Origin of the sequence: Nitratireductor aquibiodomus (assembly GCF_900105565.1) — a bacterium.
Lineage (GTDB): Bacteria > Pseudomonadota > Alphaproteobacteria > Rhizobiales > Rhizobiaceae > Nitratireductor > Nitratireductor aquibiodomus.
Genome location: NZ_FNSL01000001.1, coordinates 2,300,252 through 2,319,665, shown reverse-complemented (window position 1 = coordinate 2,319,665; position 19,414 = coordinate 2,300,252). Strand labels below are relative to the sequence as shown.

18 protein-coding genes and 1 pseudogene are annotated in these 19,414 nt (G+C 61.3%); 14 read left to right on the top strand and 5 right to left on the bottom strand.

Translation table 11 applies throughout. The features are described from left to right. The first annotated feature begins 6 nt into the window (after positions 1-6). The gene (locus BLW55_RS11035; RefSeq protein WP_244509053.1) at positions 7-528 is read left to right on the top strand and encodes an ureidoglycolate lyase; all 522 of its coding nucleotides are present in this window, start codon (positions 7-9) and stop codon (positions 526-528) included. A gap of 39 nt (positions 529-567) precedes the next feature. On the opposite strand, the gene BLW55_RS11030 is transcribed toward BLW55_RS11035, so the two are convergent. Continuing rightward, a complete protein-coding gene (locus BLW55_RS11030) occupies positions 568-1,476 on the bottom strand; it encodes a LysR family transcriptional regulator (RefSeq protein WP_090328858.1) in 909 nt (302 codons plus the stop codon). Between the two features lie 135 nt (positions 1,477-1,611). On the opposite strand from BLW55_RS11030, the gene BLW55_RS11025 reads away from it, so the two are divergent. The 10 genes and pseudogenes from BLW55_RS11025 to BLW55_RS21070 all read left to right on the top strand — a co-directional run bounded on the left by BLW55_RS11025 (position 1,612) and on the right by BLW55_RS21070 (position 14,206). After that, positions 1,612-2,556 carry an N-carbamoyl-D-amino-acid hydrolase gene (locus BLW55_RS11025; RefSeq protein ID WP_090328857.1) on the top strand — a complete coding sequence of 315 codons (945 nt, stop codon included), beginning with the start codon at positions 1,612-1,614 and terminating at the stop codon, positions 2,554-2,556. Between the two features lie 108 nt (positions 2,557-2,664). Then, the gene (locus BLW55_RS11020) at positions 2,665-4,158 is read left to right on the top strand and encodes an amidohydrolase family protein (RefSeq protein ID WP_090328856.1); all 1,494 of its coding nucleotides are present in this window, start codon (positions 2,665-2,667) and stop codon (positions 4,156-4,158) included. A gap of 229 nt (positions 4,159-4,387) precedes the next feature. Continuing rightward, entirely contained in the window at positions 4,388-5,377 is a 990-nt protein-coding gene (locus BLW55_RS11015; protein ID WP_090328855.1) for a TAXI family TRAP transporter solute-binding subunit, read from the top strand. Further along, positions 5,374-5,892, top strand: a complete 519-nt coding sequence (locus tag BLW55_RS11010; RefSeq protein WP_090328854.1) for a DUF1850 domain-containing protein — start codon at positions 5,374-5,376, stop codon at positions 5,890-5,892. Before BLW55_RS11015 ends, BLW55_RS11010 begins: the two co-directional genes overlap by 4 nt. 66 nt (positions 5,893-5,958) lie before the next feature. Beyond that, positions 5,959-8,241: a TRAP transporter permease gene (locus BLW55_RS11005; RefSeq protein ID WP_090328853.1), complete on the top strand. Its 2,283-nt coding sequence runs from the start codon at positions 5,959-5,961 to the stop codon at positions 8,239-8,241. Beyond that, positions 8,222-8,887, top strand: a complete 666-nt coding sequence (locus BLW55_RS11000; RefSeq protein ID WP_090328852.1) for an aspartate/glutamate racemase family protein — start codon at positions 8,222-8,224, stop codon at positions 8,885-8,887. Before BLW55_RS11005 ends, BLW55_RS11000 begins: the two co-directional genes overlap by 20 nt. A gap of 49 nt (positions 8,888-8,936) precedes the next feature. Then, the gene (locus BLW55_RS10995; RefSeq protein WP_090329968.1) at positions 8,937-10,286 is read left to right on the top strand and encodes a dihydroorotase; all 1,350 of its coding nucleotides are present in this window, start codon (positions 8,937-8,939) and stop codon (positions 10,284-10,286) included. A gap of 16 nt (positions 10,287-10,302) precedes the next feature. Then, entirely contained in the window at positions 10,303-11,589 is a 1,287-nt protein-coding gene (locus BLW55_RS10990) for a Zn-dependent hydrolase (protein WP_244509052.1), read from the top strand. A gap of 253 nt (positions 11,590-11,842) precedes the next feature. Further along, positions 11,843-12,561 (top strand): annotated as a pseudogene (gene istA / locus BLW55_RS10985) (IS21 family transposase); the annotation flags it as partial. A gap of 1,321 nt (positions 12,562-13,882) precedes the next feature. Further along, positions 13,883-14,206 carry a PTS sugar transporter subunit IIA gene (locus BLW55_RS21070; RefSeq protein ID WP_090328849.1) on the top strand — a complete coding sequence of 108 codons (324 nt, stop codon included), beginning with the start codon at positions 13,883-13,885 and terminating at the stop codon, positions 14,204-14,206. A gap of 80 nt (positions 14,207-14,286) precedes the next feature. Here the strand turns inward: BLW55_RS21070 and BLW55_RS10970 are convergent, their stop codons facing one another. Together BLW55_RS10970 and BLW55_RS10965 are read right to left on the bottom strand one after the other, a co-directional pair. Next, entirely contained in the window at positions 14,287-14,814 is a 528-nt protein-coding gene (locus tag BLW55_RS10970; RefSeq protein WP_244509051.1) for a plastocyanin/azurin family copper-binding protein, read from the bottom strand. Then, positions 14,811-15,230, bottom strand: coding sequence for a hypothetical protein (locus tag BLW55_RS10965; protein WP_090328847.1), 420 nt, complete (start codon positions 15,228-15,230; stop codon positions 14,811-14,813). The genes BLW55_RS10970 and BLW55_RS10965 overlap by 4 nt, the downstream gene beginning before the upstream one ends. Positions 15,231-15,262: 32 nt before the next feature. Between BLW55_RS10965 and folE the strand changes: the two genes are divergently transcribed. The 3 genes from folE to BLW55_RS10950 all read left to right on the top strand — a co-directional run bounded on the left by folE (position 15,263) and on the right by BLW55_RS10950 (position 18,584). After that, the gene (gene folE / locus BLW55_RS10960) at positions 15,263-16,168 is read left to right on the top strand and encodes a GTP cyclohydrolase I (RefSeq protein ID WP_244509049.1); all 906 of its coding nucleotides are present in this window, start codon (positions 15,263-15,265) and stop codon (positions 16,166-16,168) included. Positions 16,169-16,291: 123 nt separating this feature from the next. Next, positions 16,292-16,999, top strand: coding sequence for an RNA polymerase sigma factor (locus tag BLW55_RS10955; protein ID WP_090328846.1), 708 nt, complete (start codon positions 16,292-16,294; stop codon positions 16,997-16,999). Between the two features lie 64 nt (positions 17,000-17,063). Further along, positions 17,064-18,584: an FAD-dependent oxidoreductase gene (locus BLW55_RS10950; protein ID WP_090328845.1), complete on the top strand. Its 1,521-nt coding sequence runs from the start codon at positions 17,064-17,066 to the stop codon at positions 18,582-18,584. A 13-nt stretch (positions 18,585-18,597) separates the two neighbouring features. Here the strand turns inward: BLW55_RS10950 and BLW55_RS10945 are convergent, their stop codons facing one another. Then, complete coding sequence (locus tag BLW55_RS10945) at positions 18,598-19,149, bottom strand: DUF488 domain-containing protein (RefSeq protein ID WP_090328844.1); 552 nt, start codon at positions 19,147-19,149, stop codon at positions 18,598-18,600. Then, positions 19,142-19,351 (bottom strand): hypervirulence associated TUDOR domain-containing protein, encoded by a 210-nt coding sequence (locus tag BLW55_RS10940; protein ID WP_007009994.1) that lies wholly within the window; start codon positions 19,349-19,351, stop codon positions 19,142-19,144. The genes BLW55_RS10945 and BLW55_RS10940 overlap by 8 nt, the downstream gene beginning before the upstream one ends. Between the last annotated feature and the right edge of the window lie 63 nt (positions 19,352-19,414).

Below are 19,414 nucleotides of genomic sequence, written 5' to 3'. Positions count from 1 at the left end.
CATTTCATGAAGAACGATCCAGCCATGAACACGCCCATCCACCTGCCGGTCGCGAAACTCACCGCGGAGGCTTTCCAGCCATTCGGGACGGCATTCTCGCTATCCAGTCCGGGCTCCAGCGGGCCTCTCGTCATCCATCAGCGGCTGCACCCGCTGCTCGACATGCCGCGTCTGACGACAACGCAGCTGGCGGCCGCCGGCGCGGCGCAGATCACCCGCCTCGAACGCCATCCATTTTCGTCGCAGACCTTCATTCCGCTGGCGTGTACCGCCTATCTCGTGGTGGTGACGCCGCAGGCTGCGGATGGAGGCCCCGATCTCTCCGGGTTGCGGGCTTTCGCCGGCGATGCCGATACCGGCGTTCATTATGCGGCGGGCGTCTGGCACGCGCCGATGAGCGCGCGCGGCGGTCCCGCCCGCTTCGTCATACAGATGTGGCGGCACAATGAACTGGAGAACGATGTCTTCATCGACCTGCCGACGCCGATTGCCTGTGTCAGCCGCGACGTCATGGCGAAGGCCGGATGAGGGACTGCGGGTTCGGCTGTTGTTGCCGCGACAGATATTCTAGCTGCTGGCTCCGAACGCGACGGCTCTTTCAGCAATGACGTCCCTGACGATTCGCGAATAGTTCTGTGCGATCCGGCTGAGCGGCGTTTCGCGCGAATAGACCATATAGGCGACGACGGGAACGGCGGGCTTGAACGGGCGGCATTCGAGATGGGCGAACTCGGTTGCCCGCGCGGTATATTCATCGACCAGCGCTACGCCAATCCCCATTCCGGCCATCGAACAGGCTGTGTAACCGTAGCGCGTTTCGAGCGACCAGTCGTAATGCTCTTGAGATGCCTTGAAAGCGCGGGCGATCTTCGAGCCGAGCGGCGTTCCCCGCTCCAGCGAGATAACGCGATGCCCCTGCAGGAGGCCGGGCGTGATAACCGGCTCGCTGGCGAGGGGATGTGTCTTGGCTAGAACCGCGACGAATGCGCCCTCGTGGATCGCCTCGGTATGAATCGACGGGTGCTCCTCGAAAGACAGCGCCACGCCGATCTCCGCCTGGCGGGTCTGAATTTGCTCGATCAGGTTTTCCATGCGGCGGATGTCGAGGGTCACCTTGATGCGTGGCCACTTGTCGAGAAATCGTTTCAGCGAGTGCCCGACGATCGACGAAGCCATGCTGGGTGTTGCAACGATACGCAACGAACCGGCGCTCGAATCGCGCAAATCCTTGATGCGTTGCTCGACGCCCTTGAGCATGGAGAAGACAGGCTCGATGTCCTGGTAGATGCTTTCCGCCTCGGCGGTCGGCACGAGACGGCCGCTGCGCCGCGAAAACAGCTCGAAACCGATCTGGTCTTCCATGTGGCGTACGAGATTGCTGACATTGGGCTGGGATACGCCGAGTTCGTGCGCGGCGGCGGCGGTTGTCCCGTTGCGCACCACGGCGCGAAAAGCTTCCAACTGGCGCAATTTCATCGGCGGACTCCTGCAGCGTGTTCCCGTTAGTCGCTAAACTATAATAAGTCATTATACAAGCCGCCACTCTATTGATACGACATAATAGATTTTGCTGGCTAGAGTAAGCAGAAATCACTTCTGCGAGGAACATGCATGACGCGGCGCATCAAGGTTGGGGGCGCCCAGATGGGGCCGATAACGAAAGCTGATGGAAAGCCCGCGATTGTCGCTCGGCTGGTCGCGCTATTGCGCCAGGCGGGCGAGCGTGGCTGTGAACTGGTGGTGTTTCCAGAACTGACGCTGAGCACTTTTTTCCCGCGCTGGTATGCGCCCGAACGCGATGGGATGGACCATTATTTCGACAGGGCGATGCCCGGCCCCGAAACGCAGCTTCTGTTCGATGAGGCCAAAAGGCTCGGCATCGGCTTTTGCCTGGGTTATGCTGAACTGGTCGAGGAGGAGGGGCGTCTGCGCCGCTTCAACACCTCGATCCTCGTCGACCGCGCCGGAGCGCTGGTCGGCAAGTACCGCAAGATCCATTTGCCCGGCCATGCGGAATATGAGCCGCAGCGCAGCCACCAGCATCTGGAGAAGCGCTATTTCGAGGTCGGCAATACGGGTTTTCAAGTGTGGGAAGCGTTCGGCGGCACGGTCGGCATGGCCATTTGCAACGACCGCCGCTGGGTCGAGACCTATCGTGTGATGGGGTTGCAGAATGTCGAACTGATCATGATCGGCTACAACACGCCGGTGAGCGATTCCCTTTCCGGGGAAACGGAGACGCTGCGCATGTTCCACAATCACCTGACGATGCAGGCCGGCGCCTACCAGAACTCCACCTGGGTAGTGGGGGTTGCCAAGGCGGGTGTCGAGGACGGGCACCGGCTGATGGGCGGCAGCGTCATTGTCGCGCCTACGGGCGAGATTGTCGCGGCGGCCGAGACGGAGGGCGACGAACTGATCGTCGCCGATTGCGATCTCGACCGATGCGAATACTACAAGTCGCATATCTTCAATTTCGCCGCGCACCGACGTCCGGAATTCTACGGCCGCATCACCGCACAGAAGGGCGTGGCAAAGGGGCCGCGATCGACCTGAGGTGTTTTGCAATCAGGTGGTTTTACCTGATATCCGCATCAACGCGCATGACAGGATCGCCGCAAAGGCGGCGGCAGGCGACACGGAAATCAACAATGAGGATCAGTTGTGACCGATAAAATCTGTATTCGCGGCGGCCGCGTTCTCGACATCGCCAGGCAGGATGCGCCCTACCGGGACATCCTGATCGAGAATGGCTCGATTGTCGAGATCATGCTGCCGGAGGCGGCCGAGGGTGTCGAAGCGCGGAGCGTCGATGCGTTCGATTGCCTGCTCATGCCCGGCATGGTCAACGCTCATACCCATGGGCATGGCAGCCTTGGACGGGGGATGGGCGATCGCTGGTCGCTCGATCTGTTGCTGAATGCCGGTCCATGGATTTCCGGCATGCGCACGCTCGAGCACAAATATCTGGCCGCCGCCCTGAATGCGGCGGAGATGATCATGAAGGGCTGCACGGCAGCCTATGATCTGTATTTCGAGTTTCCCACGCCGACCCCCGAGGGCATGGACGCCGTTGCCCGGGCCTACCGCGACGTGGGCGTACGCACGGTGATCGCGCCGATGCTGGCCGATCTCAGCATGTATGAGGCGATCCCAGGCCTATGGGACAGCCTGCCGGAGCCATGGCAGAAGGAAGCCGGCAAGTTCCGTCTCGCGCCGTTCGAGGAAAGCGCCAAGGCGTGTCAGACCGTTCTCGAGACATGGCGGCATCCGCTGGACGAGGTCAAGCCGGCTCTGGGGCCGACAATCCCGCTGCATTGTAGCGATGCGTTTCTGGTGCGCTGCCGCGATCTGGCCCGCGAGCACGGCGTCGGCCTGCACACCCATCTGGCCGAATCCAAGACCCAGGCCGTCTCGGCGATCGAACGTTACGGAAAATCCCTCACAGCCCATATGGACGATCTTGGCCTGCTCGGCGCCAATTTCACAGCGGCACATGGCATATGGCTGGACGATGACGACATCGCCCGTCTCGCCGACCGGGGCTGCTCGGTGGCCCATAATCCCGGCAGCAATCTGCGCCTGGGATCGGGCGTCGCTCCGGTCCGCAAACTGCTCGATGCGGGCGTTCGCGTCGGCGTCGGTTCGGACGGGTCGAATTCATCGGACAATCAGAACATGTTCGAAGCGGTCCGCCTTGCGGCAAACGTCTCGCGCATCGTCGATCTCGACGTCAACCGCTGGATATCGGCGCCCGAGGCGCTGGAGATGGCGACGGTACACGGCGCCGGCTTGGTCGATTTCCCAGTGGAAATCGGCCGTCTTGCGCCCGGTACGCGCGCCGACATCGTGTTCCTCGACATGAACAACATCAATCTCATTCCGTTCAACAATCCGGTCAATCTGTTGGTTCACGCCGAGGATTCCACCTCGGTCAAGACGGTCATGGTCAATGGCCGGCTCGTGCTGGAGAACCGCCGCTTCACCAGCTTCGATTATGACGGCCTGCGGCGCAAGGCGGAGGAGGCGGTCGCCTGGCTGCGCGAGCAAACCGAGGACAACCGCAAGATCGTTCAGGGGTTGGAATCCCTCGTTGCACGACACTGCCTGTGCATGTGTCGCAAACACTATCCGCTGAAGCGGCTGATCGGCGACTAACCGGCCGCTTCGAGGGCTTGCCGCGGCGCGGATTGAAATAATCAACAGTTATTGGACTGGTTAACTAATTTATTAGACATTATTGATGGCCGGTTGCGATACTTCATCCATAGGCCATTACTGTTGGGGTCTCGTGGAGCGGGTGCGTCAGCCATCGACAAGAAGTGGCGGCCCGTCCCCTATGCAACAAAGCCGGCAAAACGAATGCCGCAAAAACTGGAGGACTACAATGTATCGCAAGAGCTGGGTATCCAGGGCAGCCGTCGCGCTGACCGGACTGTGTCTGGTGGCGGGGCTTAGCGCGCCGGCAGCGGCGGCAGATCGCATTTTCTTCGGCATCGCCACCGGCTCGACCGGCGGTGTCTACTATCCCCTGGGCGGCATGATCGCGCAGGTCATTTCCAACAATGCGGAAGTTGGCGGCGCGCGTGTCATCGCCACGGCCGAGACCGGCAACGCCTCGGTCGCCAATGCCAGACTGTTGCAGGAAGGCTCGATCGAAGCCGGCATGATGGGCGCCGACATTGCCGATCAGGCTTATCGCGGCACGGCCCAGTTTGACAATGGCGCAGTCACCAATCTGCGGGCCATCGGCGCCCTGTTCCCCGAAACGGTGCAGATCGTCGTGCGCGCCGATTCCGACATCAAGGGGTTTGAAGATCTCAAAGGCAAGACGGTATCGTCGGGCCCGGCCGGCTCCGGCATGTATCAGCTTTTCGGTGACGTTCTGGGCGCTTTCGACATGACGCGCGCCGATGTCGGCGAGGATTTTTCGAGCTTCAGCCAGGCGGTCGACAAACTGCGCGACGGCAACATCGACGCGTTCTTCGCCATTGGCGGCCTTCCCACCGTGTCGATCCAGGATCTGGCCAGCAGCCACAAGGTGCGCCTTCTGTCGCTGACCGACGAGGAGATCGCCAAGGTTCGCGAATCCCAGCCCTATTATGCGACGACGACTGTTCCGGCCGGCACCTATGACGGGCAGGACGAAGCGGTCAAGACCCTCGCACTGCGCGCCCTGCTCATCACCCATGACGGGATGGCCGACGACGTGGTCTATGAAGTCACCAAGGCGATTTACGAGAACAGCGAGACGCTGTCCAAGGTGCATGTACAGGGCAAGAACGTTGCGCTGGAATCGGCACTGGAATCGATCTCCATTCCTCTGCATCCCGGCGCGAAGCGCTACTTTGAGGAAAAGGGTCTCGCGGTCGAGTGACCACGATCGAGCGAAGCGGCCTTGGCGTTCTTCTAGGCGCCATGGCGGCCCTCATCTGGGCCGGTATCGGGGCGGCTACCGGGCAGCCTTCCGGGGAGGTTGCTGCCGATTGCGGATGGCGGCTCGACCTGGTGCGGCCCCGGTCGGGCGCGCTGCTGATGCAAGTGCCGCTCGACGCCGACGATCCGCGCTTCTCCCTGTCTTACACACACTCCGTATTCCGCACGCCTGTCGAAAGCCGATACCGCATCGTCGCCGGCGCGATTGTCCAGGACGCGGAAGTCTACACCGATCCGGGATACGGGATGGAGAGTGCCACCGACGATCCGGCCCAGCACCTGGAAAAGATCGATGGTCATCTGCAACTCGCCCTGGAACGCCGGATCGACAATCTGGTGGTTCGCGTCCAGGTGGCGCAGAACAACGGGCTTTTCGCGCTGGAACCTGTTTATCTGGGGCAGCGCTTCGGCGATGGACCGATTGCCCTGCGGCCGGCGCGGGTTTGCCGGCGATAAACAGGCGAGAAGGGCGTTTGCCGTCATGAGCTACGCGGTCATTTGCAACAAGGAGATATCCCAGTCATGAGCCGCGACGGCGTCACGATGCAACAGCAGTCCCCCGTGGGTGTTGAAGATCCCGGTCATGGGCCCGATCATGGGATCGTCGATCCGGAGACGGATTTCCGCGTCGTTGCCGGCATGACGGCGCGGCTGGTGACGCTGCTGGCCTTCGGCCTGTCGGCCTATCATTTCTACACCGCCGGCTTCGGCGTGCTGACGGAAGTGATCCACCGCTCCGTTCACCTGGCCGTATCCATGGCCTTGATCTTCCTCTTGTTCACGCGGGCGGACAGCCGGTGGACAGTCAAGTCGACGATCACAACACTGTTCTTCACCGGCTGCTATCTGTGGATCAGCTGGCAGGCCTGGTCTGCGCTCCGGCTGGAGCCAACGGCACCGCTGTCGCTGGCCTTCTGGGCCGCCATCGGCGTCATCGTCGTTCTCGCCCTGCCCAATTTGACGGGAAATAGGGCCGCCGCCGAAAAGGGCAATGGGATCGGCATCGCCGACTATCTGATGATGGCTCTGGCGGCGAGCTTCTCCCTGTATCTGATCGTCTTCTTCAAGGACATCTTCATCGCCCGCGTCGGCCAGCCCATCGCCCAGGACTACCTGATGGGCGCACTGGCGATGATTCTTGTTGCCGAAGCGACGCGGCGCACCATCGGTTCCGCCTTGCCGGCAATCGGCATGTTCTGCCTCTTCTACGCGGTTGCCGGGCAATGGCTGCCGGCTGATATCGCCCATCGCGGCTTTTCCATGCCGCGCATCATCAACCACCTCTATCTCGGCACGGAAGGCATTTACGGCATCGCCACCGGCGTCGTCGCCACTTTCGTCTTCCACTTCATCCTGTTCGGCGTGGTGGCGCAATTGTCAGGGCTGGGCCAGCTGTTCATCGGCCTATCGACGGCCATTGCCGGACGCTTCTCCGGCGGTCCGGCCAAGGTGTCGGTTGTCGCATCCTCCATGTTCGGCATGATTTCCGGCTCGACCGTCGCCAACACGGTGACGACGGGATCGCTGACCATCCCGTTGATGAAGCGGGCCGGCTTCCGCGCGCCCTTTGCCGGCGCGGTCGAGGCCTCGGCCAGCGCTGGCGGCCAGATCACCCCGCCGATCATGGGCGCGGCAGCCTTCGTCATGGCGGAATCGCTCGGTATTCCCTATGTCGAGCTGATCCTGATCGCCATCCTACCCGCCGCCTTCCATTATCTCTCAGTGCTGCTTTCTGTGCACTTCGAGGCCAAGCGTCTTGGCCTGGGCGCGCTGCCGGACAACGAGATCCCGAGCGCCCTCAACGTGGCGCGCCAATACTGGCACCTGGCGGTGCCGCCAGTGGTCATGGTCGCGCTTCTGCTGATGCGCTTCACGCCGTTCCTGGCGGCGTTTTGGGGCATCATCCTCGTCGTGCTGGTCTCCTACATCCCGCTGGCCGCCCGCCATGCCGGCTTGCCGAAACTCGTCACCGGCGACGGCGGCACGGTCCTGACACCGTGGCGGATCGTCGATGCGTTCGAACAGGGCGCCCGCTTCACGCTGGTCATCACAGCCACCTGCGCCTGCGTCGGCTTCATCCTCGGCACGGTCACCCTGACCGGCATCGGCTTCAAATTGTCAGCAGCCGTCCTTTCGGCGGCCCAGGCCGGCGCAGACCTGTTCAGCGTGATCGATCCGTTCGACCTGATCGACGACCGCGGCACGATCCTCTTCTTCGCCCTCGTGCTGACGGCGTTCGCCTGCATCCTGATGGGCTGCGGCATTCCTACCGTGCCGCTCTACATCATCCTGTCGGCGATCGTCGCGCCGGCGCTGTACGAGTTCGGCGTTCCGCTTCTGGCTACCCATTTCGCGGTGTTCTATTTCGGCCTATTGTCGGATCTGACGCCGCCCTTCGCGCTGGCTGCATTCGCCGGGGCAGCCCTTGCCCAGGCCGATCCGATGAAGACGGCGATCATCGGCTTCCGCCTGTCGATCGCCAAACTTCTCGTGCCGTTCATGTTCGTCTACAGCCCGTCGCTGCTGCTGATCGATTTCAACGCGACGAGCTTCTCGCTGGCGCTGTTCAGTGGCGTTCTGTCGATCATGTCACTAGCGATCGGCTTTACCGGCTTCGCCTTCCGGCCGATGGGCAAGGTGCTGCGCGGCGTTCTTCTCCTGTGTGGCGTGTGCCTCGTCTTCGACAAGGTGGAGATCATCGCCGCCGCGTCCGCCGTCAGCCTGGCCATCATCATCGGCAATTTTATCGCTGCCCGAAACGAAGCCCGAGGGAGTGTCACGCGAGATGCCAAGCTCGAAGCCTGAAATCCTGGTCGTCAACCCGAACGCCAACGCTGCGGTAACCGACGCGATGGCCGCGGCGTTGGCAGGGCTCGCCGCCGGCACGGCTGTCACCATCCGGACGCAGACGCTGGAAGGCGCGCCCTTCGGCATCGAAAGCGAGACCGACGCGGCGATCGTCGCGCCGATGCTGGCGGCGCTCCTGCGTCAGGAGCGGTCGCGATACGACGCCTTCGTCATTGGCTGCTTTCTCGATCCCGGGCTTAATGCATGCCGGGAGGCGGCAGGCAAGCCGGTGTTCGGCATTGGCGAATGCGCGATCTACGCGGCGTTGACGCAGGCCGATCAGTTCGGCGTTCTGGCCCTGTCGCGCACATCCGTTGCGCGGCACAAACCGATCTACCGCCGACTTGGCGTCTGGGACCGGCTGGCCGGCGAACTGCCGCTGGAGATCAGTGTTGCTGAGGCGGTTGGCGATGTCACCGTCTATCCGCGCATTCTCGCGCGCGCCAGGGAGCTTCGCGACGAATATGGCGCAGGTGCCGTCGTCCTGGGCTGCGCCGGTATGGCCCAACACCGTAGTGCGCTTCAGGACGCGCTCGGCATTGCCGTGATCGATCCCGTGCAGGCGGGTGTATCGCGCGCCGTGAGCGAAATTCTGGCCCGTTGAACAAATGGCCAGCCCTCGCGCTGGCGACTATGAAATGAAAGGTGTCGATATGTTTGATCTGGTTGTGCGCGCAGATGTGGTGACGCCGCGCGCGGTCTTGCCGGGGCATTACCTGAGCATTCTGGACGGGCGGGTCGTCTCGATCACTGCGGAGGATCCCGGTATCGCCCGGGAGCGCCTGAATGCCGACGGCGCCTATGTTTTTCCCGGGGCGGTCGATGCGCAGGTGCATTCGCGCTCGCAAAAGGGCAGCGAGGGCCTGGCCAATTGTACGCGGGCGGCAGCCGCCGGCGGCGTCACGACCATGGTCGAGATGCCCTATGACGAAGGCCTGCTGGTGTGCAGCGCCGATGCCGTTCGTTCAAAAGCCGGCGATGTGGAGCGCGAGGCTCATGTCGATGTCGCGCTCTACGGTACGGTGCATCCCAATGACGGCGTCGGCAAGATCGCCGAGCAGATCGAAGCCGGCGTCTGCGGCTTCAAATTCTCAACCTTCGGCACGGATCCGGTCCGCTTTCCGCGCATCCCGCCCTGGCTGATGCGTGACGCGTTCGCCGCCATTGCCCCCTCCGGGCTTGCCGCCGGCGTGCACAATGAAAACCATGAGACCGTGGCGCATGATCTGGCTCAGGTGAAAGCTGCGGGCCTTACCGACTATACGGCGCACGGCAAGAGCCATACGGATTTCGCCGAGGCGCTGGCCATGGCCGAGATCTACGAGATCGGCGCTTATACGGGCTGCCGCGCCCATGTGGTGCACTGTTCCATGGGACGCGGCATCGAGATATGCGAGAGCTATCGCCGCCAGGGTTTCGCCGCCAGCGTCGAGGTCTGTATCCACTACCTGGTCTTCAGCGAGGATGAGGATGTCGCCCGTGTCGGCGGTCTGGCCAAGATCAATCCGCCGGTCCGCTCGTCGCGCGAACGCGAGGCCCTCTGGCGGCACCTTGCGGCTGGTAATATCGACCTGGTGTCGACCGATCACGTCGCCTGGTCGCTTGATCGCAAGAACGATCCGGACATGTTGAAGAACGCCTCCGGCGGGCCGAGCATCGAAGTCATGGTGCCGGTCCTGATCAAGCAATGTCTGGCGCGCGGGGTCGATCTGTCGATGGCCGCCCGCGTTCTTTCGGCCAATCCTGCCTCTCACTTCAGGCTTGCGCCGCGCAAGGGCGCGCTGACGCCGGGCGCCGATGCGGATTTCAGCATCATCGACCCCAGCGAGGCGCGTTGGAGCGTCGAAAACAGCCAAACCGTCTCCGATTGGAGCCTCTACAACGGCATGACCCTGCCGCAGGTGAAGGCCACCTATCTGCGCGGACAGAAGGTGTGGGACGGCAAGCAGGTTGTCGTCGATCAGGGGTTTGGCGGTTTCGTCAAGCCGTTCGGCCGGGCATAGGGGCGGGGACATGACGATGAGCAAGACTGCGGACAAGACCGTGAACGGCGAGCATCGCCTGTCGATCAACGCCGACCGCCTGTGGCGGCGCATCGAGGCGCTGGCGGAGATCACCGAACCCGACCGGCCCTGGACCCGCGTCGCCTTCAGCGATCTGCACAAACAGGGCCGTCGATGGCTGACGGGCGAGATGGAGGCAATCGGCCTCGCCGTCAGCACGGATGCCGGCGCAAACCTGATCGGACGACTGGCCGGAGCAGAGGACGAACGCGCGCCGATTGTCTGCGGCTCGCACACGGACACCGTGCCACGCGGCGGACGTTTCGACGGCATTGCCGGTGTTCTGGTCGCGCTTGAGGTCGCCGAAACCATCGCCGAAAGCGGCGCGCCGCTTCGCCATCCGTTCGAGGTCGTCGACTTCCTGGCCGAGGAACCCAATCAGTATGGGCTGTCGTGCATCGGCAGCCGCGCGCTTGCTGGCGTGCTGACCCCGGAGCAGCTTGGCTTTGTCGCGCCTGACGGCACCACCACCGCCGAGGGGATTGCAACCATGGGGGGGGATCCAGCGCAACTGACAGCTCCATTGCGCGCCGCCGGCGACGTCGCTGGCTTTTTTGAACTGCACATCGAGCAGGGTGTGGTGCTCGAGGAGGATGGCGTCGATATCGGCGTTGTCACCGACATCGTCGGCATCGCCCGTTACCATCTGACCATCGTCGGCGAGGCGGCGCATGCCGGGACCACGCCGATGAATCGCCGGCGCGATGCGCTCGTCGGTGCGGCCAGGATGATTGCCGAGGCAGAAAGGCTGGCGTGCACGCAGGACACCGGCGGCGCCTATCTGGTGGCGACCATCGGCAAGCTCGACGTGACGCCGAACGGTTCCAACGTCGTACCGGGCCGCGTCGATTTCTCCATTGAAATCCGATCCAACCGCAGCGCCGAGATCGAGCGTTTTGCCGAGGCGTTCATCGACTTCGCACGCCGCACTTGTGCTGAGGCGCAGCTGGATATCGACTTGACGAAGGTGAGCACCGGCACGCCGGTGGCCTGCAGCGAAGAGGTTCAGGAGGCGTTTGCCGAGGCGGCGCGCGCCAACGGCCTATCGCACATCCACATGCCGAGCGGTGCGGGGCACGACGCGGCCTATATGGCCAAGGTCGGGCCGGCCGGAATGATCTTCATTCCCTGCCTGAAGGGGCGCAGCCATTGCCCGGAGGAATGGGCCGACAAGGAGGCGCTGGCCAGGGGCGCGCAGGTGATGCTCGACGCCGTTCGCCTGTTCGACCAAAGCGCCAATTAGCGTTGGCGCGGGAAGGGTTTGCTGCAACGGCTGAATGGAAGCGCAATGAGGCCTGATCGGAGGTCAATTATGCGGCAAGAATCGTGAACCGCTCAGCCAGAGCGAACCCGAATTGCCTCGAATGCGCGATCTGGAGGCTGACTGTTGATATTCGCCGAGAACTGAGCCGGTAGCGCCTGATTTTTTCACTGAGAACTGACCCATGTTTAAACCCACTCCTGCGTGATTTCGGCGGGGGCGACTGAGTGATAGACTGGCGTTGTTGAGCGTGATCAGACGCTGGCATTTTCGTGATCAGCTTTTCGATCCGGGATGTTTCCCGGCGGACCGGATTGTCACGGAACACAGTGCGCAAGTATGTGCGCAGTGATGCGTTTGAACCTGCGTTCCAGATTCCCGAGAGGCCCAGCAAACTCGATGCCTTTGCCGATAAGTTGTCGACTTGGCTACGCGCGGAGGCCACCAAATCGCGCAATCAGAAACGGACGATCAAACAGTTGCACACCGATCTGGTGAGCCTGGGCTATGATGGCTCCTTTGGCCGGGTGGCCGCCTTTGCGCGTGACTGGAAAGCGGACCGGCAGCGTGGGCAGCAGACCAAGCGGCCGCGGGACCTTCGTGCCGCTGGCGTTCGAGCCTGGTGAAGCCTTCTAGTTTGCCTGGTCCGAAGTCTGGGCGATCATCGGCGGCGAGCGGATAAAGCTGCAGATTGCCCACTTCATGCTCAGTTGCAGCCGGGCTTTCATCTTCCGCGCATATCTCCTGCAAACCCATGAGATGCTGTTCGAGGCTCACAACCACGCTTTCCGGGTTCTGGGAGGGGTTCCCCAGCGTGGGATCTACGACAACATGAAAACTGCTGTCGACAAGGTCGGGCGTGGCAAGGACCATCAGGTCAACGCCCGCTTCTCGGCCCAAGTCAGACATTCTCTCTTCGAAGCCGAGTACTGTAATCCAACTTCCGGATGGGAGGCGCCAAAGACAATCCTCACCGCTGCGGCTGGAAACTGCTCGTCATCATCAATGCCATGATCCGAAATCATCAGCCAATAAGGCTATGAACTAGGAAACAGTTGCCCCTGCGCTATGGGATGCGGCGTAAGGGCGCACAATCCGCGGATGGTTGTTTTTGTTTTTATTTCAATTATATAGAAGGCATGGATAGAAAATCGTTCCTTATATTTCGCCGCGGTGATCGGATGATGCATGTCATCGCCCGGGGCGGATCTATATAAGTGATGTAAATCTTATTAGTTCGGCTCCGGGTCGTTTTCTTGAAAAAGAAACCGTCTGTTCTGTTGCACAATCGAGATTGTGTATTGGGAGTTCGATATGTCCATGCGTTCCACCTTGTTGCTTTGCGATTGCTGTGCTGCGAGCCTTCCTCGTGCCGCGGTGCGTTGCCCTTGGTGCTCTGCACCCGTCAATACCTTCTCTGGAGGTGTTCAGTTTGCCGATTACAAGGCGCGTCTGCGCGGTGTTGGGCACATGATGCAAGACGGCAAGGGTCGCCCGTCACGAACCCTTCTGAAATAACCGTGGTCGGTCGGGAAACGACGCCGTCGAGGCGGTGCGGTTTCAGCCTGGCCGTGTAGCTGCAGGAGCCAAGATGCCATGGCGTTCTTGATTTTGTCTCCGGCCACGCGAGTGTGCCTCCAAATCGGATCGTGACCCTGGTGCCGGTGGTTTCGGTGCCAGGGAGATCTCTCGCAAACGCAAAGATTTGGAGAATCGATATGGCCAAGAGAAAAGGCGACCAGAAGCGCAAGCAGCCGAAAGGCAAGAAGAAAAAAGACGTAAATCAGCCCGATAGCGTGGCTGATCAGTTGATCTCCGCAAAGCGGAAATAGTCGACAAATTAAGAAGCGGCGTCTGCCCACGTCCCTTTGCCGTGATTGGTGGAAAGGTGAGGCGTGCCGTCGACGGTTGAAAACAGCGCCGCGGGGAGAGGCTCCCCGCGGCACAGTCGAATGCTGTTCTGCAGTCGCAGGCTCAGCTGTCTTTTTATCAAACGAAAGGAGGGCGTGCGATGATACCCGTTCGTGTTTCTTTCGCAGTCGACCTTGCATTTGACAAAACATCCATCACCCGTAAGGCGGCTCTTTGGGCTCTTTGGGCTCTTTGGGCTCTTTGGGCTCTTTGGGCTCTGGCGGCTCAGGTCGCGACGTTTCGGCCCGGTCTTAGCAAGATCGATATTGCCAGCGCGCTCTATGCACGGGAAAGACTGGGAACGATAGCCATCGGTGGTGGCGTTGCGCTGCCACATACGGAGCTTTCGGGTCTGGAATAGACCATGATCGTGGTGCGCCGCCTCGAGAGACCCGTGGAGTTCGAAGCTGCGGACGGTTTGGCGGTCGACACCCTGATAGCCCTTATGGGTGGCCGTCACGACTTAAAGTGGCTTCGTACTGCACTTCTGCGGCTCAACCGGCTGGGTAAGGACACATCGCTTGCGCAACGATTGCGCGAAGCGACCACGCGATCTGAAGCGGTGGCTGCTATCAAGGCACTCGGACTTGATACGCAAGACGCCCAAACAGGCGGTGCTCACTCGGCAAAGACAGGTGTGGTGCGCTCGCCGCAACGCCCACTGTCTCGGATCCATGTATTGCAGTAGAGATGCTGAAAGGTCCCTTGAGACACTCACAGCATCTCGCGCCTACACAACGCTGTACGGGCGGGGGTATCCCCTCGATCTTAATGGGGGAGAGGATCTATAAGGCGGCGGGCTATGATAGCTTCGACAGAGGGGAAAGCGTCGAGGACCTCGGCCGTGACATCGTCAGTGGCCGGGGCAGGGCCTTCAAAGCTGGCATCGCTCGGCTTTCCCACGACGATCCGACCGACCATTGCCGCCATCTCGTGCGGGACGCAGTAATAATCGTAGACACCCGGTACCTTGAGAACGATCTCGGCACTCTCTCCCGGGAGTAGAAACCCCGTGTCCCAGGGAGCGGCATTGGCAGGGATGCGGCGCAGACGATCAAAATTCGCCGGGTGATAGGCTGTGGCGGTATGGCTGTTGCCCTTATCCCGATTGACGAAACGCAGGGTCGTGCCTGGCGAGACTGCAAGTCCGACAGGTGCGAACCAGATTCGCTCGCCGCGCGAGGTGCCGCGCATTTCTATTGTCACGGCAGGTGCAGCCTTGATCGAAGGCGAAAAGAGGAGTGCGGCGCCAAGGCCGCCTCCCATTGCAAGGAATTGTCGACGCGGGGTGATCATTCTGCCAGACGTCCCTTGGCGTCAGCGTCATGGTAAAGAACGACATGCGCGTGTGGCTTGTCCACGCCCGGATGGCCGGCATTGTAGTAGATGTCGACGCCACTCACCGTGTGCGAGCCAATGCTCAGCCCGTCATAGGCGGTACCATTCTGCAGTTCTTCGAGGGGCGTCATGTAGACTGTGGCGGATAGTTTGCCATCGTGATCATAGGCCAGGAACGGGCCGGCGGGCAGGGTTTCGGGATCGACGAACAGCGTGCCGAGACCCGGGATAAACTCCGGCAGGGGTAAAGCATCGCTGACTTTGACGTAAGGTTCTCCGGGCGGTGCTTCCTTCAGGGTTTCCTCGTCATGCGCGACTGCTGGAGCTGCTGCAAGAAGCGATACGGTGGTAAACAGTATTGGCAGAAATTTCATGGGGTTGTCCTTTCCTGTTGGATGGAGGCCCTTTGGAGGGTGCTCGATCCATTGGATGCGCGCCGCTGCAAAACGTTCCCGAAATTGAGCCTCCCTTACCGAATAAAAGCGCTACGAGGTTTCGGGAACGCAGCGCCGGGTCCGCGCATCCAATGGTCGAACGGAGCAATTGCCCCATCCCGCCGAGCGGCCGTTTTGCCGCAAGAAGGAGTTTGATTGTGCTCAACACGATGTTCCCCCCCGATCACACCTGCGACAGCGTCCCGGTATCCGCCCGAATTCGCGCACGTTTGAGGGATGCCGGCCACACCTTCCGGGCCAATGACAACATTGCGGCTTTCATCGAGGATGGTGAGCTGGAAGACCTTTGCCTGGAAGTCGAGAACCGGATGAATGCGGTGCTCGACGCGCTCGTGATCGACACGGAGAATGATCACAACACCGTGGGCACCGCGCGGCGGGTGGCGAGGATGTTTGTCGATGAGGTGTTTGCAGGGCGGTATCGCCCGGCGCCGCCCGTCACCAGCTTTCCCAACGTCTCGCAGCTGAATGAACTGATGATCGTCGGCCCGCTCACGGTGCGCAGTGCCTGCTCCCACCATCTGTGCCCGATCATGGGAAAGATGTGGATCGGAGTCCTTCCCAGCAGGGAGGCTGAACTGATCGGTCTGTCCAAGTTTGCCCGCCTTTGCGACTGGATCATGAGCCGCCCGCAGATTCAGGAGGAAGCTGTGATCATGTTGGCCGATGAACTCGAAAGCCGTCTTCAGCCTGAGGGGCTGGCCGTCGTGATGGAGGCGGATCATTTTTGCATGCACTGGCGTGGCGTGAAGGATGAGCAGCCGGTGATGACGACGTCCATTATGCGCGGCGCGTTTTTGCAGAACGAGGCGCTGAGGCGTGAATTTCTCGACCTGCGAAAAGGGGGTGACAAGTGATCCTGATCAGACGTTCAAGATCAAGTCCGACAAGTCTATTCTGTTGGCTCGGCAGTGGTGAACCATCAATGCCAGGGAACGGGATGAAGGGTGCTGGTGTTAGTCAACTCCGAGGAGGCACAAATGCATGAAGCCATCGAACGGGCTGCATCTGTATTCACTGAAGATGTTCCGGATACCGAATTGGCCAGGCGTGCGGCCCGAAAGGACGGCGCCGCCTTCGAGGCGATCATGCGTCGCCACAACCAGCTCCTGTTCCGAACGGCCCGGGGCATCGTGCGCAGCGACGGCGAGGCAGAGGATGTCGCGCAGGAAGCATGGATGCATGCCTGGCGCGCGTTGTCGGGCTTCCGCGCCGAAAGCAAGCTTTCCACGTGGCTGGTCCGCATCACCGTCAACGAGGCGTTGGGCCGGTTGCGCCGGAAAAGCGCGCAAATCATTCCACTGGAGACAGCCATGATGTCGTCCGACAAGGACACACGCTCGGCACTGACGGAAGCACCTGCTCGTGGGCCGGAGCATTCGGTCGAACGGTCCGAGCTCCGCGCTTTGATCGAGGCGCGTATCGCGGTGCTGCCCGAAGCATTTCGCAGTGTCTTCATGCTGCGCGCAATCGAGGAAATGAGCGTCGATGAGGTGGCGGAGGTGCTGGACATTCCCGCAGCCACAGTCCGCACACGCTATTTTCGTGCCCGTGCCCTTCTGCGTGAAAGTCTCGCGCAGGAGATGGACGTCGCCATCGGCGAGGCATTCAGCTTTGCAGCTGAGCGTTGTGATCGCATCGTGGCGGGCGTGATGGCTCGAGCCCGGACGGAAGGACTTTGCGAGTAGGGCTGCTTGCTGGGCGGGAACCATCTGCGCTCCGCGGGGCAAGTGATACGAAGGGAGACATGGCATGGGCAATACGCAGGACGTGGATAGGGGCCGGGACCTCACCGAGGGAGTGACGTTGGCTGACTTCAACGACCGACAGATGTTGCGTGGGTATGTGGGGAAGGCCTCCGTTCTGCTTGCACGTGTTGGTGAAGAGGTTCTGGCGGTCGATGCCAGTTGCACGCATTACGGAGGTCCGCTGGACGAGGGACTGATCACCGGAGAAACCGTTCGCTGTCCGCTTCATCATGCCTGTTTTTCACTGCGCACCGGCGAGGCTCTGGCCGCTCCTGCCTTTGACCCATTGTCATGCTGGAAGGTGGAGCGTGATGGCCAACGCATTTTCGTTCGCGAGAAGGCGGCGCCGCCGCCGCGCGTGATAGCAAACACGGATGAACCGCGCGCCATCGTGATCATTGGCGCTGGAGCTGCCGGATTTGCTTGCGCCGAAATGCTGCGCAGAAGAGGCTATGATGGCGCACTCACTCTTCTCGGCGCCGACGAGGATGCGCCGTATGACCGGCCGAACCTGTCCAAGGACTATCTCGCCGGAGATGCGCCGCCCGAATGGATGCCGCTCAGGCCGGATGAGTTTTATCAGAAGAACGACATCGATCTGCAACTGGGCGAAACGGTTTCCTTCATCGACGTGCCGGCGCACCGCGTGGTGCTGGAGGGCGGGCGTGTTCTGGAGTTCGACCGCCTTCTGATCGCGACGGGAGCGGAACCGGTTCGCCCACCGATCCCCGGTGCCGACCTGTCGCATGTCTTCACCCTGCGCAGCTTTGCTGACGGACGTGCCCTTGCCGATGCGGCAGAGAGAGCGAAAACTGCCGTTGTGCTGGGCTCGGGTTTCATAGGACTCGAGACGGCGGCAGCGCTCAGGCAGCGCGGACTGACAGTGCACGTGGTCACGCAGGATGCCCGTCCGCTTGAGAAGGTGCTTGGGCCTGCGCTGGGAGATTTTATTGCCGGGTTGCACGAAGACCATGGTGTCACTTTCCGCATGCGGACTTCGATCAAGGCGATCTCCGCCAATGCGGTGACACTCTCTTCAGATGACACGATTGATGCGGACTTGGTTGTCATCGGTGCAGGTGTACGCCCGCGCACCGCACTGGCGGAGAAGGCGGGGCTGTCGGTCGATGATGGAATTCTCGTCGATGAACGGCTCCAGACGTCTGCCCCCGGCATTTACGCGGCGGGTGATGTGGCGCGCTGGCCGGGGCCGCAGAACCGAGAAACGATGCGCATTGAACACTGGGTGGTAGCGGAGCGACAGGGTCAGGTGGCAGCTGCAAACATGCTTGGCGATGATAGGTTGTTTGACGACACGCCTTTCTTCTGGAGTGCGCATTACGACATTTCCATTCGCTATGTGGGCCATGCCGAAGACTGGGATGTTGCGGCCGTTGATGGCGATATTGCAGCGTGCGATGCCAGCGTCAGCTACCGGAGGGGCGGGCGAACGCTGGCCGTAGCCACCCTTGGGCGAGATGTGGAGGCGCTGGTCAGAAGGCGAACCCTGCCAACCTCCGAATGAGGCCTGCTGGCCTCTACCGAGCTGGGTAGCGAACACGCAGGTCGGGGTCGATCACGGCGCCGTCGGACAAGTGCGCCTTGGTGAGCTTTCCGATGTCCATGACATGATAGACGCTCACGCCGCGTGCAATGAGGTGGTCGGTGATAATCCGCCGGTGGCAGCGCCACCAGACCGCCTCCGCACACATGAGCGCACAACGATGCTTACGGCACAGGTCGAGAAGCTTGAGCAACGCCGATTGAAACCCATCAGTGAGGGCGAAATCCGCGTAGTTGTGAAAGCTCTTGTTGCGCCAGAAGCCGTTTTCATCAGGCGGAATTTCTACGACCTTGGACCTTAGACCGCCAAGTGGCGGGCAATGGATGTAGCCGATTCCATCAGATTGGAGCTGCGGCTCGAGAAACTCCGAATTATAGGACGGATTGGTCCGTGATCTCGGAAACCTGCGCACGTCGACAACCATGTCGATTGACGCTTCCAGAAGCATTGCCTTGAAGGTTTCCAGTGTCCGGTTCGAATGGCCGATCGTGAAAGCGACTCCTTCAGGCTGGACCGCCTCATCCATTTTTTGAAAGCGCCGATTCCTTGTGAGCGGCGATATGATCGGTCTTGTCGCTCTTGATCTCGTATTGGGGCTCGTCTGGCGATGCGCGCCGCCTGTGCCCCTTGTACTCGAAGTCGCTGTCGTGGATCTTGATGATCTTTCCGGAGACCCGTCCGGCCTCCGAATTCCAGCTCACTGAATCACCGACATCGAACCTGGCCATTGGACTGTACTCCTTGACTGGACATTGCCGAGAACAACGCGTGGTGGATGAAGGATGTTCCAT

Bases quoted from the DNA above. Each gene is read 5' to 3' on its own strand.
- BLW55_RS11035 (WP_244509053.1), top strand. From the start codon at position 7: ATGAAGAACGATCCAGCCATGAACACGCCCATCCACCTGCCGGTCGCG.
- BLW55_RS11030 (WP_090328858.1), bottom strand. From the start codon at position 1,476: ATGAAATTGCGCCAGTTGGAAGCTTTTCGCGCCGTGGTGCGCAACGGG.
- BLW55_RS11025 (WP_090328857.1), top strand. From the start codon at position 1,612: ATGACGCGGCGCATCAAGGTTGGGGGCGCCCAGATGGGGCCGATAACG.
- BLW55_RS11015 (WP_090328855.1), top strand. From the start codon at position 4,388: ATGTATCGCAAGAGCTGGGTATCCAGGGCAGCCGTCGCGCTGACCGGA.
- BLW55_RS11005 (WP_090328853.1), top strand. From the start codon at position 5,959: ATGAGCCGCGACGGCGTCACGATGCAACAGCAGTCCCCCGTGGGTGTT.
- BLW55_RS11000 (WP_090328852.1), top strand. From the start codon at position 8,222: ATGCCAAGCTCGAAGCCTGAAATCCTGGTCGTCAACCCGAACGCCAAC.
- BLW55_RS10995 (WP_090329968.1), top strand. From the start codon at position 8,937: ATGTTTGATCTGGTTGTGCGCGCAGATGTGGTGACGCCGCGCGCGGTC.
- BLW55_RS10990 (WP_244509052.1), top strand. From the start codon at position 10,303: ATGAGCAAGACTGCGGACAAGACCGTGAACGGCGAGCATCGCCTGTCG.
- BLW55_RS21070 (WP_090328849.1), top strand. From the start codon at position 13,883: ATGATCGTGGTGCGCCGCCTCGAGAGACCCGTGGAGTTCGAAGCTGCG.
- BLW55_RS10970 (WP_244509051.1), bottom strand. From the start codon at position 14,814: ATGATCACCCCGCGTCGACAATTCCTTGCAATGGGAGGCGGCCTTGGC.
- BLW55_RS10965 (WP_090328847.1), bottom strand. From the start codon at position 15,230: ATGAAATTTCTGCCAATACTGTTTACCACCGTATCGCTTCTTGCAGCA.
- BLW55_RS10955 (WP_090328846.1), top strand. From the start codon at position 16,292: ATGCATGAAGCCATCGAACGGGCTGCATCTGTATTCACTGAAGATGTT.
- BLW55_RS10950 (WP_090328845.1), top strand. From the start codon at position 17,064: ATGGGCAATACGCAGGACGTGGATAGGGGCCGGGACCTCACCGAGGGA.
- BLW55_RS10945 (WP_090328844.1), bottom strand. From the start codon at position 19,149: ATGGATGAGGCGGTCCAGCCTGAAGGAGTCGCTTTCACGATCGGCCAT.
- BLW55_RS10940 (WP_007009994.1), bottom strand. From the start codon at position 19,351: ATGGCCAGGTTCGATGTCGGTGATTCAGTGAGCTGGAATTCGGAGGCC.